Genomic DNA, 14,099 nt, shown 5'->3' on the forward strand with positions numbered 1-14,099 from the left:
AGGGGTGGAAAGTCACGCGTGTTCACCCCTTCCGGTGGCGCGATGGACAACCGTCCATCGCGCCACCGGCCCCTTTGCGTAGCTTCTTCCTGCAGGTGGCGGGGGTCGTGCCGCGCCAGGACGCCGATATGGGAGGACGGGGGTGCCGTCGTGCGCATTGGACTGCTCACCGAGGGTGGCTATCCCTATGCGTCCGGTGAGGCGCACGGATGGTGCGAGCGGCTCGTCCGCGGGCTCGCCGGCCATGACTTCGCGCTCTACGCGCTGACCACGCACCCTCGACAGGAGGCCCAGGGCCCCGTCGAACTGCCGGCCAACGCCCGGCTGACGGGGCAGGCGCCGCTGTGGGGCGACGTCCCGGCGCGCCGCCGGACCGCCGGCCGCCGCGCCCGGCGCCGCTTCGCGGAGCACTTCGGCGACCTGGTGGCGGCCTGCGCGGTGCTGACGGCGGGGGAGCGGGCCACCGGCGCGGACGGTGCCGCGGACCGCCAGGCGGACCGTTTCGCCAGTGGCCTCTACGGGCTCGCCGACCTCGCCCGCGCCGGTGCCGCGCTGCCCGCCCTGCTCCGCTCCGAGGGCGCCGTCCGCGTCCTGGAGGCCATCTGCCACGGGCCCGGTGCGTCGCCCGTCCTCCAAAGTGCCCAGGTCACCGACCTGTTGGCGGTCGCCGCTGAGCTGGAATCGGCGCTCCGCCCGCTCGCCCTGGACTGGTACGGCGACGCCGGACTCGCCGGGGTCGACCTCTGCCACGCCACCTCGGCCGGTGCCGCCGCGCTCCCGGGACTGCTGGCCAAACGCTTCTTCGAGACCCCGCTCCTGGTCACCGAGCACGGCGTGCGGCTGCGCGAGCACTACCTCGCGCACCCCGCCGCACCGCGCACCGCACCGGTCCGCGCGCTGCTCGCCGCCTTCCGGCGCGCCCTCGCCACCGAGACCTACGCCCAGGCCGCGCTGATCACCCCCGGTGGCACCCGGGCCCGCCGCTGGCAGGAGCGCTGCGGGGCGGACCCGGCCCGGCTGCGCACGGTCTACCCGGGCAGGGACGCCGGCCCCTTCGCGGCGGTCCCGGACGCCGCAGCGGACGATTCCGCGACCCTGGTGTGGACCGGCGCCATCGCCCCGGACAAGGACCTGATCGGACTGCTGCACGCCTTCGCCGAACTCCGTAAGGCCGTCCCTGCCGCCACCCTGAGGATCATCGGCGGCCTCGGCGCCGACCCGGAGGCCGCCGGATACCGCGCCCAGTGCCGGGCGCTGGCCGCCCAACTCTTCCCCGACGAGGCCGCCGACGCCCGGTCCGCCGGGGAGAACCCGGTCAGCTTCGAGGAGTTCGGCGGTCCCACCGCACCCACCCCGGCGGACGCCTACGCCTCGGCGACGGTGGTGGTGCTCTCCAGCGCCGTCGAGGGGTTCCCGCGCTCCCTGGTGGAGGCGATGTTCTGCGGCCGCGCCACGGTGTCCACCGACACCGGCGCGGTCTGCGAGGTGATCGGCGGCACCGGTCTGGTGGTCCCGCCGCGCAACCCCCGCGCGCTGGCCGACGCCTGCCGGGCACTGCTCGTCGACCCGGAGCGGCGCGCCCGGCTGGGCGCCGCGGCCCGCGCCCGGGCCCTCGAACTCTTCACCTTCGAGCAGAACATCGCGGCATTTCGTGGCATCTATCTGGAGCTGATCGCGCACGCCCCGGGCGGTTCGGCCGGGTGCGACACCACGGCCGGGGACGGCGTCCCGCGACCCTTCGCCCGTCCCGCGGAGTCCCGGGTGCCCGGCGGGTCGTTGCCGACCGGCGCCGCCCGCACGCCGACCTGGGCACGGGCCGACCGGGCGGGCGGACGGGCCCGGCGCACGCGGTACGGGGCGGCCGGCGAACCGGCCGCCGGGCAGCGGTGGTGAGGGTGAGGGAGACGGCAGTGGTGACAGTCGTACTGGACGTGCTCTGCGCGGTGGGCGTGGTGGGCACGGCCCTGGTGACGGGGATGGCGGACGTGGCGCACGAGGGGAGTCGGGTCGGCGTCCGGAGGCGGGGTCGGCCGCCCGCCGGGCGTGGCCGGCGCGCCGGGCTCTGGCTGCCCGCCCGCGGTGTCCACACCGACGACCCCTGTTCCCGGGACCGGGACCGGGGGAGAGGAGACGGCGCATGACCGTCCCGGAGAGCGGCACCGCGGCGCCGCCCGCCCCCCGGCCGGCCCCGCGACACGGCCCCGCCGACCCCGTCAAGATCCTGATGCACCGTCACCGCACCTTGTGTGCACGGGCCGTTGACCCGTTGGAGATCGCCGCCGGCCTGGAGGCGCACGGGGTCACCGACCGCGCCGCCGCCCGCTTCCGGCACCGCGACGTCTTCTCGCTGGCCGAGGAGCTCTACGCCCGCGTCCCGCGCGCCGACGAACCGGAACAGGGGGCCGTGGGGGAGCCGGAGGACGAGTCGGACCCGGACCCGGCCCCGCCGGTCCCCGCACCCGCTCCCCCCTCCCGGGTCGCCCGCGCCGCGGTGCAACTGCTGCCCGGCGCGATCGGCCTCGCCACGGTCGCCGCCCACGCCTCCGTCAAACCCTCATCCGTGCCTCTTCTGCCGGCAGTTGACGCGGCCGGTCTGCTGTTCACCGTCCTCGCACTGCGGCTGGCGCTGCGGCACGGACCGCTACGGCTGCGGCGCGGCCCCGGATCCCGGGCGGCGGTGCTGTGGGCCGCCTGGACGGTCGGATACGCGGTCTACGGCGACTGGCTGCTGGCGCAGCTGCGCTCCGGCGGACCCGACGTGCCCGGCCCGCACCCCCGGGCGGCCGTCGCCGCCGCCGTGGCGCTGGCCTGCGCGCTCGCCCCGGCCGCCGGGTGCGCCCACTGGTTCGCGGTCCGCGCCCGACGCGGACTGGCCACCAGTCGCGCGCTGGCCGAACTCGCCTCCCGTGTACGCCCGTTGCTGGCCGGCGCCACCCTGCTCTTCCTCGTCGCCACGGTGGCGCTGACGCTCGGCGCCCACCTGCTCCTCGCCGGTGCGGGGAGCCCCGGCGGCCGGTCGGCCGTCCCGGCGGTCTGCGCGCTGACGGTGCTGCTCTTCCTCGCCCGACTGCTCGCGGTGCACGGCTTCCCGACGGCCGCCGCGGCCGGCCTCGGCACCGCCGCCGCCCTGGAAGCGACGGCCCTGGCCCTCGTCCTGGCCGCCCGGCTCCCCCGTCTGGCGCCGCTCGGCGCCCCGGTGGAGGCCCTGGTCCGCGCCGCCGGGCCGGCCGCGGTCCCCGCCGTCGCCGGCACCCTCGCCGCGCTGGGCCTCTTCGTCCACGGCCTGCGGGCGCTCACCGGCGCCTGCGCGCACCCGCCCGCCGCCACGCCGGACCGGCACGGGGGTACCCCCACCACCGACCTGGTGGAGGCCCGCCGGTCATGAGCTGCCCCACCGGCCCGTACGGGCCCCCGAACCCCGCATTCCCCGCGGCGCGGCGCCCTGATGCCGTCGCCCCGCCCGCCCCGGCCACCGCGCCGAGGACCCCATTCCCCACCGGGCCCCCGCCCTCAGGGGCGGACGCCGAATCCGCGGCCGGAGCCGGAGGCATTGGCCCGCTTCCCTCGATCCGCATGAGGAGCCGACACATGAACGTCCACCCGACCACACGGCACGCGCGCAGGGGGGCCGCACGATGAGGGTGCTGCTCATCGGCGCCAACGGGTACCTCGGCCGCTATGTCGCCGACCGCCTGCTCGCCGACCCCGCCGTCCAGCTCACCGCCCTCGGCCGGGGAGACGACGCCGACGTCCGCTTCGACCTCGCCACCGGCAGCCCCGGGGCGCTCACCCGTTTCCTCGACGCGGTGCACCCCGGCGTGGTCGTGAACTGCGCCGGCACCACGCGTGGTGGCGCCCGGGAGCTGACCCGGCACAACACCGTCGCGGTCGCCACCATCTGCGAGTCGCTGCGCCGCAGCGGCTGCGGCGCCCGCCTGGTCCACCTGGGATGCGCCTCCGAGTACGGGCCCTCGCAGCCCGGCTCGTCCACCGCCGAGGACGCGGTGCCGCGCCCCGGCGGCCCGTACGGGGTCAGCAAGCTGGCCGCCACCGAACTGGTGCTGGGCTCCGGGCTCGACGCCGTGGTGCTGCGGGTCTTCTCGCCGGTCGGCCCGGGTACCCCGGCCGGGTCGCCGCTGGGTCGGCTCGCCGAGGCGATGCGGCGCGCCATGCAGTCCGGGGACAGTGAGCTCAAGCTGGGCGGCCTGGGCGTGCAGCGGGACTTCGTCGACGTCCGGGACGTGGCCCGGGCGGTGCACGCCGCCTCGCTCTCCGCCGCGCAGGGCGTGGTCAACATCGGGACCGGGCGCGCGGTGCGGCTGCGGGAGGCCGCCGCGGTGCTCGCCCGGGTCGCCGGGTTCGGCGGCTCGCTGCACGAACTCGACTCGCCGCCGGCCCGGTTGGTGATCCCGGCCCCGGCCGCCGAGGGGCACGCGGCCGGCGCGCCGCTCACCGCCTACCCGTATCCGGACGGCTGCGGCACCTGGCAGCAGGCCGATGTGCGCACCGCCCGCGACCGGCTCGGTTGGCGCCCGCGGATCGTCCTGGAGGAGTCCCTCGCCGACATCTGGATGGAGGCCGCATGTCGTATCTGAGCACTCCTCCGGACAGCGGGGCCCGGCCCGACCCGTCCCGGCCTCCCGGTCGCCGCACGGATCTGTGAGATGGATGTCCGCCTGTTGGGACACCTGGACAGGGGGCGGGGTGCCCGCCCCCTCGACGGCCTCTTAGTCGGGCAGGGCTCCGCCGCCCACCACGGGCCGGAACGGTAGGAGGTCGACGGCTTCTGGCTGGACCGCCGGCCCATGGGGCGGACGTCATCGCGCGCCGAGCCGACAGGACGACCGCGGCCGGCGGTGACGCCCGGGAGTCGCTGCCCGGCTACTGGGACGGATTCGTCTCGCGCATCGGACCAGGTGTCTCGGAATGAAGAAGGGCGTGGCAGTGTTACGGGAAGAACCACCTCCACCGTTCCCGGCTCCGGCCGGGGCGGGGGAAGCCCATCGAGACCGACCAACGGAGTCCCCGTGTCGCTGCCACCCCTGGTCGAGCCCGCTCCTGAGCTCACCGTCGACGAGGTCCGCAGGTACTCCCGCCACCTGATCATCCCCGATGTCGGGATGGACGGGCAGAAGCGGCTGAAGAACGCCAAGGTGCTGTGTGTCGGCGCCGGCGGCCTGGGTTCGCCCGCGCTGATGTACCTGGCCGCGGCCGGCGTCGGCACCCTGGGCATCGTCGAGTTCGACGAGGTCGACGAGTCGAACTTGCAGCGCCAGATCATCCACAGCCAGGCGGACATCGGCCGTTCCAAGGCCGCCTCCGCCAAGGACACGGTGGTCGGCATCAACCCGTACGTCACGGTCAACCTCCACGAAGAGCGCCTGGACTCCACCAATGTCATGGAGCTCTTCGCCCAGTACGACCTGATCGTCGACGGCACGGACAACTTCGCCACCCGCTATCTGGTCAACGACGCCTGCGTGCTGCTGAACAAGCCGTACGTCTGGGGTTCCATCTACCGCTTCGACGGCCAGGCGTCGGTGTTCTGGAGCGAGCACGGCCCCTGCTACCGCTGCCTGTACCCGGAGCCCCCGCCGCCCGGCATGGTGCCGTCCTGCGCCGAGGGCGGCGTGCTCGGCGTGCTCTGCGCCTCCATCGGCTCGATCCAGGTCAACGAGGCCATCAAGCTGCTCGCCGGCATCGGTGACCCACTGGTCGGCCGCCTGATGATCTACGACGCGCTGGAGATGACGTACCGTCAGGTCAAGGTCCGCAAGGACCCCAACTGCGCGGTCTGCGGCGAGAACCCGACCGTCACCGAGCTGATCGACTACGAGGCGTTCTGCGGTGTGGTCTCCGAGGAGGCCCAGGAGGCGGCGGCCGGTTCGACGATCACTCCGCGGCAGCTCAAGGAGTGGATCGACGCCGACGAGAAGATCGACATCATCGACGTCCGGGAGCCCAACGAGTACGAGATCGTCTCGATCCCCGGCGCCCGACTGATCCCGAAGAACGAGTTCCTGATGGGCACCGCCCTCCAGGACCTCCCCCAGGACAAGAAGATCGTCCTGCACTGCAAGACCGGCGTCCGCTCCGCCGAGGTCCTCGCGGTCCTGAAGTCCGCGGGCTTCGCCGACGCGGTGCACGTCGGCGGCGGCGTCATCGGCTGGGTCAACACCGTCGAGCCGGAGAAGCCCGTCTACTGACCCCTCCACGGGGCGGCTGCTCCGCCCCGTGACGCGTAAAGGCGCCGGTCCGTGCGATACGGACCGGCGCCTTCGTGCGTGTCGGCGCGTGTGCCTTCGTGCGTGCCGGCGCGTGCGTGTCTTCGTGCGTACCGGCGTGGGTGTCTTGGCGCATGCCGGTGCGGGTCGCCTCAGATCTCGCCCTTGCGGCTGAGGAAGGTGAAGGCCAGCCAGCCCGGCAGCACCGGCAGCCAGAAGACCATCAGCCGGAAGAGCAGCACCGCCGGGAGTGCCGTCTCGGCCGGCAGCCCGCCGAAGGTCAGCGCACCGATCAGCGCGGCTTCCACGGCGCCCACCCCGCCCGGTGTCGGTGCCGCCGAGCCCAGCGCGTTACCCGCCAGGAAGGCCACCGCGATACCGGCGTAGCTGATCTGGTCGGCGCCGCCGAACGCCCGGATCGAGGCGTCCAGGCACATCACGTTCGCCACCGTCAGCAGCAGCATCCCGCCGATGCCGGTGACCAGCTTCCGCGGCCGCTGGAGGATGTCCAGCATCCGCGGCACCACCCCGGCGAACAGCGACCGCAGCCGGGTCGCCACGAACTTGCGCAGCACCGGGACCGCCGTGACGACCAGGACCAGCACCGCCACCGTCAGCAGACCGGCGATGACCGTCCGGGACGGCGAGATCTGCGGCGCGTGCTCGGTGCCGGTCAGATAGCCGAACGCCAGCAGCAGCACGATGTGGCTGCCCAGCCCGAACAGCTGGGACGCGCCGACGCTCGCCACCGCCAGGCCGGGCCGCACCCCGGCCCGCTGGAGGAAGCGGGTGTTCAGCGCCACCCCACCGATCGCCGTGGGCGCCACCAGCTTCACGAAGTCGCCCGCGACCTGCGCGAGCAGCGTCCGTACGAACGAGACCTTCTCGGTGACGAACCCCAGCAGGCTCATCGCCGCCGCGACGTACGTCAGCGCCGAGAAGAACGCCGCCACCAGCACCCACACCCACCGGGCCTGGTTGATCACATCGCCGAGGTTGAAGTTGGTGAGCTGTGACAGCAGCACGTACGCCGCGAACGCACCGGCGATCCAGCTGATCAGGATGCGCGGGCTCAGCCGCTCCAGCTTCGCCGGCTCGATCACCGCGGTCGGCCGGATCAGCAGGACCTGCCGGCGGATCTGGGCGAGCAGATCCTCCTCCAGGGCCTCCTCCGACGCCTCTTCCAGGGCCCGCTTCTCGGCGGTCTTCTCCGCGTTCCGCAGCGCCCGTTGCGCCTTGCGGTCCTGGGGGCCGTGGGAGTCCCGGGCCTCCCGCGCCTCCTTCGCGGCCTGCGAGGCGGCCAGTACCGCCTCCCGCTCCCGCTTGGACCGCTCCCGGGCCAGCTGGCGCAGGGTGGCCCGGGTGGTGCGGCTGAGCGCGATCGGCTGGAGCAGCGGCAGGCTGTCGGCGACCGCGTCCGGGCCGAGCACCTCGACGGCCGCGGCGACCGCCCGTTCGGCGCCGACCCGCAGTCCGCAGGTGGCCAGCAGCTGGGCGATGTCCATCCGCAGCACCACGTCGCCGGCGGCGATCTCGCCGCCCCGCAGATCGGTCAGCACGATGTTGCCGGAACGATCCACCAGCAGGGCGTCCCCGACCAGCCGCCGGTGCGCGATCCGCCGCGATTGCAGCGCGGCCACCTGCCGCCAGGCGCTGTGCATCAGCTCGTCGGTGATCTCCTCGTCGGCCAGTGCGTCGAAGCTGCGGCCGCCGATGTGCTCGTAGACCAGCATCACGGCGTCCGGGCCCAGTTCGGAGGTGGCGATCAGCTTGGGCGCATTGGCCCCGGCCGCGATCGCCGCGTACGCCAGCAGCGCCTCCTGCTCCAGGGCCTGGCGCAGGGACTGGAGGCTGCGGCGCTGGTTGATCCCGCGCAGCGACAGCCGTCGCCACACCCGGTAGAAGAAACCCTGCGCCTGCTGCTCGCGGTCGACGACGGTGACGTCGATCGGCGGGCCGTCCTCCAGGCTGACGAGGTAGCGGCGGCCCCGGTCGGCGTGCTCGGGGTGGTCCGGGTTGGCGACGTCCTCCGCGCGCATCGCGCTGACCGGCCGGAAGCCGACCCGGCGCAGCCCCGCGAGGAGGTTCTGGCCGGTGGGGCGGACGTTGGGCGAGCCGACGGCGTAGAGGGTGCCGAAGGCGACGGTCCAGCCGATCAGCACGGTCACCACGATCGCGAACGGGGTGGTGTACCGCCCGATCAGCACCGCGAAGGCGTCCAGCAGCAGGACGCACCACATCGCCACCCGCCAGCGGGGGCGCCGGGACATCCCCACCGCCGTCATGTAGGCGATCACCGGGGCCAGGTAGCTGTGCACCGGCGCGGAGAGTGCCCCGTTGGCCAGCGGCTGGGTGAGCGCGCTGCGGATCGAGGCGGGGGCGGCCTCGGCCACCCACAGGTCGGTGGCGAGTGACACCCCGTGCGCCAGTACGGCGGCCAGCACGCCGTCCGCGATCCGCAACCCGTCCCGCTTGACCAGGCGTTCCACGGCGAACGCCACCGGCACGATCAGCACCAGGACGCTGGACGCCAGCCCCGCCAGGTTGATCAGCAGCGGCGGGGCCGCCCCGGCGCCCTGCCCGATGTCGTTCTTCAGGCCCTGGGTGGTGCCGTGCGCGAAGGTCGCCAGCGCCAGCACCAGCGCGATCCCGGCGATGCCGAGCAGCAGCCGCAGCAGGTCGGCGGGGCGGTGCACCCGCGCGGGCAGCAGCGGCTCGTCGACCGCGAGCCGGTCGACGTGGAACTCGCCGCTGCCCAGGGAGCCGTCCTCGGGGCGGTGCGTGCCCGTGCGGGGCGCGTCGTCGGCGGTCTTGTGGTGCTCCAGCCGTTCGTCCGGCTGCCCCTCGCCCTGGTCGCTCTCCTTCGTCCGCCGGACGGGCTGGTGCCGCTCGGGTGGCTCGGGCGCCGCGGGCCGTCCCGGCCTCGCGGACGCCTGGGGTCGTTCGGCCTTCTCGATCGTGCTCGCCTTTTCGGTAGCGGGGGCCGTGGTCGGCTCCCGTTGATGCTTCCCCTCTTCGGCCGCCCGCGGCTGCGCGGTCCCTGCGGTCGGTTCCGGGGTGGTGCCGGTGACCAGCACGTCAGGGGCGCCCGCCTCCCGGGGAGGCGCCGCACCCTGCTGCTCGGCCGTCTCTTCTTGATCTCGTATCACCAGTCACCGTCCGGAAGATGGTGGCACGGCCGTCCGATCCGGGGAGGCATCAGGGTGCATTTGGGGGCCACAGGAAGTGGAACCACAGCCACCGCACAAGGTCTCCGCCGCGTTCCGGGCCTTTCCCGGCCGGCGGGGGACCGGACGTCCAAGCCCATTGTCGGTGCTGTGCGGCAGGATGGGCTGAATGAAGGGGACCGGACCCACGGACAGCACGGACAGCACGGACAGCTCGGACGGCGCCGACGCCACCGGTGACCGGGCCGCGCCGGACGACGCACCGGACGCCGTCGTCGAGCTGCCCGACTACGCGGAGCGGGTCCTCGGCGTCGCCGAGCTGATCCCACCCGGCAAGGTCATGACGTACGGCGACGTCGCCGAGTGGCTCAAGGACGAGGAGCACCCGCACGGGCCGGCGCCGGGTGGCCCCCGGCAGGTGGGGCGGGTGATGGCCCTCTACGGCGGCGCGGTGCCCTGGTGGCGGGTGGTGCGCGCGGACGGCGCCCTGCTCCCCGGGAACGAACTGCGCGCCCTGGCCCACTACCGGGACGAGGGCACGCCCCTGAAGGGAGCCTCGGCGGCGTCCGAGGGCCACATACCGCGGATCGATATGCGCCGGGCGCGGTGGGACGGCGGCGGCGGGGCCTAGGGCCGGTCCGGCCGATCAGGGCCGGGTCCGCGGCGTGATCCACCGGACCGGCCCCAAGGGCCCGCCCGGCCGATCAGGGCCGGACAGGGCCGGACAGGACCTAGGGTTGGCCGCTCGACCCGGTACGGTCGAAGACTGCCGTTCCGGACGCGGCCCGCCGCGGGCACCGACGACGGCCCGGACGGCCGGTGGCACTGCCGGCACCGTCCGGCACCCTCCGCACCACGACCAGCACCTCCCTCCCAGGACCGGCGATCCACGTGAGTTCCTCCCTTCCGGCCGTTCCGCCGGCGCAGCCCCGCGAGGCGGCGCGGCGGAGCGCCCCCGGCGCGTACCGGCTGGTGCGCACCCCGCCGGAGCGGACCGCGCCACCCGTCCTGGACGCCGCCCAGCGCACGGTGGTGGCGCACCGGAACGGGCCGCTGCTGGTCCTCGCCGGCCCGGGGACGGGCAAGACCACGACCCTGGTGGAATCCGTGGTGCGCCGCATCAGGGAGGGGGGAGACCCCGAGCGGATCCTCGTCCTGACCTTCAGCCGGAAGGCCGCGGTCGCCCTGCGCGACCGGCTGGCCGCCCGCCTGGCCGACCCGGACGGACCGCCGGCGGGGCATCCAGGAGGGCACCGGCCGGGCGTCCCCCAGGCCACCACCTTCCACTCCTTCTGCTACGCCCTGGTCCGCGCCCACCAGGACGCCGACCTCTTCGCCGACCCGCTGCGGCTGCTGTCCGGCCCCGAACAGGACCTGGTCGTCCGCGAGCTGCTGGAAGGCCAGGCGGAGCTGGCCGGCGCCGGCCGGGCCCGGGTGAGCTGGCCGGACGAGCTGCGGGCCTGCCTGACCACCCGTGGGTTCGCCGACGAGGTCCGTGCGGTGCTGGCCCGCAGCCGCGAGCTGGGCCTGGGCCCGGACGCGCTGGGCGCCTTCGCCCGCCGCACCGGGCGCCCCGACTGGCGGGCCGCGGCCGCCTTCCTCGCCGAGTACCTCGACGTCCTAGACGCCCAAGGGGTGCTGGACTACGCCGAGCTGGTGCACCGCGCGGTGCTGCTGGCCGAGGGCCCGGAGGGCGCCGCCCAACTGGCCGGCGCCTACGACGCGGTCTACGTCGACGAGTACCAGGACACCGACGCTGCCCAGGTAAGGCTGCTGCAGGCGCTCGCCGGCCATCAGGGCGCGCCGGCCGCAGCCGGCTCCCCGGGCCGCACGCTGCTCGCCTTCGGCGACCCCGACCAGTCGATCTACGCCTTCCGGGGCGCCGACGTCAACGGCATCCTCGACTTCCCCGAGACCTTCCGGCGTGCCGACGGCACCCCCGCCCCGGTGGCCGTCCTGCGCACCTCGCGCCGCTCCGGCGCCGCCCTGCTGGCCGCCACCCGCCTGATCACCCGCCGGATGCCGCTCACCCGCCTCCCGGCCGACGCCGTCCGCGCCCACCGCGAACCGGCGCCCGTACGGGACGGCGGCCGGGCCGAGGCGTACACGTACCCGACCTCCGGCGCCGAGCTGGACAACATCGCCGACCTGCTGCGCCGTGCCCACCTGGAGGAGGGGGTGCCCTGGCGTGAGATGGCCGTACTGGTACGCGCCGGGGGGCGTTCGATCCCCGCCGTGCGCCGTGCGCTCACCGCCGCCGGGGTCCCGCTCGACATCGACGGCGACGACCTGCCGCTCCGCCACGAACCGGCGGTCGGCCCGCTGCTGACCGCCCTGCGGGTGGCCGCGGGGGCACCGGCACCGGCCGGGCCCGCCACCGACGGCCGCAGCGGTGCGGTTGCCGTCACCGAGGTCACCGAGGTCACTGAGTCTGGAGAGGTCGGAGAGGTCGGAGAGGTCGGAGAGGTCGGAGAGGTCGGAGAGGTCGCCGAGGTCGCCGAGGCTGGTGAGAACACTGATTTCCCCGAGACCGCCGATTCCCCCGATTCCCCCGATGCGCCCGAGACCCCCGATGCCCCCGACGCAGCTCCGGACGGAACGGCCGCGTTCGTAGCCCAGGACGACGCTTCCGTAGCCCATGACGATGCCTCCGCGTCCCATGACGATGCCTCCGCGTCCCATGACGATGCCTCCGCGTCCCATGACGACGCTCCTGCACCGGCACCCCTCGACGACGCGCCGGACCGTACGACCGTCCTCTGGATCGACCCCGAGACCGCCATCGACCTGCTGACCTCCCCCCTGGGCGGCATGGACGCCGCCGATCTGCGGCGGCTGGGCCGGGCGCTCCGCGAGGAGGAGCGGGCGGCCGGCCAGCCGCTGCCGCCCCCGTCCGACGAGCTGATCGCCCGCGCGCTGGCCGAGCCCGAGCGCCTGGTGGCGCACGACCCCGGCTACGCCCGCGGCGCCCAGCGGCTCGGCCTGCTGCTGCGCAAGGCCCGGGAACTCCTCGCCGGCGGCGGAACGGCCGAGGAAGCGCTGTGGGAGCTGTGGGACGGCACCCCGTGGCCGGGGCGGCTGGAGCGGGCCGCCCGGCGCGGCGGGGCCGCCGGCCGCAACGCCGACCGGGACCTGGACGCGGTGGTCGCCCTGTTCGAGACCGCGGCCCGCGCCGAGGAACGCACCGGCGGCCGCGGCGCCCGGAACTTCCTGGAGGAGCTGGACGCCCAGGACATCGCCGCGGACACCCTCACCCGCCGTACGGTCCGCCCCGACGCCGTACGCCTGATGACCGCGCACCGCGCCAAGGGCCTGGAATGGCGGTTCGTGGTGGTCGCCGGGGTCCAGGAGGGCCTCTGGCCCGACCTGCGCCGGCGCGGCTCGCTCCTGGAGGCGGACCGGATCGGCCGGGACGGTCTGGCCGAACCGCTCACACCGGGTGCCTTGCTGGCCGAGGAGCGCCGGCTGTTCTACGTGGCCGCGACCCGGGCCCGGGAGCGCCTGGTGGTCACCGCCGTGAAGGCCGCGGCCGAGGACGGCGACCAACCGTCCCGGTTCCTGAGCGAGTTGGGCGTCACCCCCCAGGACGTCCCCGGGCGCCCCCGTCGCCCGTTGACGGTGGCCGCCCTCGTCGCCGAGCTGCGCGCCACCACCGTCGACCCGGAGGCCGGGCCGGCGCTGCGCGAGGCCGCCGCCCAGCGGCTGGCCAGGCTGGCCGCGCTGCGCGACGACGACGGGTACCCGCTGGTGCCGTCCGCGCACCCGGACAGCTGGTGGGGCCTGTACGAGCCCACCCACAACACCGTCCCGTTGCGCGACCGCGACCGGCCCGTGGTGCTCTCCGGCAGCGCCCTCGACCAACTGGCGAACACCTGCGCCCTCCAGTGGTTCCTGGGGCGCGAGGTGAAGGCCGACGCCCCGGCCACCGCCGCCCAGGGCTTCGGCAACGTCGTCCACGTGCTCGCCGACGAGGTCGCCTCCGGCCGCACCCCAGCCGACCTGTCCGTCCTGATGGCGCGGCTGGACTCGGTATGGGACGCGCTCGCCTTCGACGCCCCCTGGAAGTCCCGCCAGGAGAAGGACAGCGCCCGCGCCGCCCTGGAGCGCTTCCTGCGCTGGCACGTCATGGAGCGCGAGACCCTCGGCCGGGACACCGTCGCCACCGAGCACGGCTTCGACGTCACCCTCGACGCCGGCGCCTACGAGGTCCGCATCCGCGGCAGCATGGACCACGTCGCGCGGGACGCCCAGGGCCGCGCCTACGTCGTCGACTTCAAGACCGGCAAGCAGAAGCCGACCGGCCCCGAGGTCGCCCGCCACCCGCAGCTAGCCGTCTACCAGCTCGCGGTCCGCGAGGGCGCCCTCGACGACGCCTTCGACGGGAGCCGGCCGGAACCGGGCGGCGCCGAACTCGTCCACCTCCGGCTGGGCGCACCCCGCAAGGAGGGCGGCGACGCGCTGCCCGCCGTCCAGGCGCAGCCACCGCTGGAGGGCGACTGGGTCGGCGATCTGCTCGCCACCGCCGCCGGCCGCGTCCTGGAGGAGCGCTTCACGCCCACCACCGGCGCGCACTGCACGCACTGTGCCTTCCGGGCCTCGTGCAGCGCGCTGCCGGAGGGCCGGCAGATCGTGGAGTAAGCCGACCGGCACTCCGTGCACCGCGCTGACCTGCACGGACACCGGTCGGGGCGGGATTGTCGGTGGCGGC

Annotated in this window: 8 protein-coding genes; 7 read left to right on the forward strand and 1 reads right to left on the reverse strand. The window is 75.0% G+C overall.

Translation table 11 applies throughout. The features are described 5' to 3' along the window. The first annotated feature begins 150 nt into the window (after positions 1-150). The 5 genes from ACO0M4_RS01830 to moeZ all read left to right on the forward strand — a co-directional run bounded on the left by ACO0M4_RS01830 (position 151) and on the right by moeZ (position 6,206). Complete coding sequence (locus tag ACO0M4_RS01830; protein ID WP_430367748.1) at positions 151-1,893, forward strand: DUF3492 domain-containing protein; 1,743 nt, start codon at positions 151-153, stop codon at positions 1,891-1,893. Positions 1,894-1,910: 17 nt separating this feature from the next. Further along, positions 1,911-2,141, forward strand: coding sequence for a hypothetical protein (locus ACO0M4_RS01835; RefSeq protein ID WP_430367749.1), 231 nt, complete (start codon positions 1,911-1,913; stop codon positions 2,139-2,141). Continuing rightward, entirely contained in the window at positions 2,138-3,385 is a 1,248-nt protein-coding gene (locus tag ACO0M4_RS01840) for a hypothetical protein (protein ID WP_430367750.1), read from the forward strand. The genes ACO0M4_RS01835 and ACO0M4_RS01840 overlap by 4 nt, the downstream gene beginning before the upstream one ends. 250 nt (positions 3,386-3,635) lie before the next feature. Further along, positions 3,636-4,595, forward strand: a complete 960-nt coding sequence (locus ACO0M4_RS01845; RefSeq protein ID WP_390024920.1) for an NAD-dependent epimerase/dehydratase family protein — start codon at positions 3,636-3,638, stop codon at positions 4,593-4,595. Positions 4,596-5,027: 432 nt separating this feature from the next. Further along, a complete protein-coding gene (moeZ, locus tag ACO0M4_RS01850) occupies positions 5,028-6,206 on the forward strand; it encodes an adenylyltransferase/sulfurtransferase MoeZ (RefSeq protein ID WP_430367751.1) in 1,179 nt (392 codons plus the stop codon). A 170-nt stretch (positions 6,207-6,376) separates the two neighbouring features. Here moeZ and ACO0M4_RS01855 read toward each other — a convergent pair whose 3' ends face one another. After that, complete coding sequence (locus ACO0M4_RS01855) at positions 6,377-9,373, reverse strand: lysylphosphatidylglycerol synthase domain-containing protein (protein ID WP_430367752.1); 2,997 nt, start codon at positions 9,371-9,373, stop codon at positions 6,377-6,379. Positions 9,374-9,560: 187 nt separating this feature from the next. On the opposite strand from ACO0M4_RS01855, the gene ACO0M4_RS01860 reads away from it, so the two are divergent. Together ACO0M4_RS01860 and ACO0M4_RS01865 are read left to right on the forward strand one after the other, a co-directional pair. Further along, positions 9,561-10,022: an MGMT family protein gene (locus ACO0M4_RS01860; RefSeq protein WP_430367753.1), complete on the forward strand. Its 462-nt coding sequence runs from the start codon at positions 9,561-9,563 to the stop codon at positions 10,020-10,022. A gap of 260 nt (positions 10,023-10,282) precedes the next feature. Next, the gene (locus tag ACO0M4_RS01865) at positions 10,283-14,029 is read left to right on the forward strand and encodes an ATP-dependent helicase (protein WP_430367754.1); all 3,747 of its coding nucleotides are present in this window, start codon (positions 10,283-10,285) and stop codon (positions 14,027-14,029) included. Positions 14,030-14,099: the final 70 nt, after the last annotated feature.

Origin of the sequence: Streptomyces sp. RGM 3693, assembly GCF_050471125.1 — a bacterium.
In the GTDB taxonomy this organism is placed as follows: domain Bacteria; phylum Actinomycetota; class Actinomycetes; order Streptomycetales; family Streptomycetaceae; genus Streptomyces.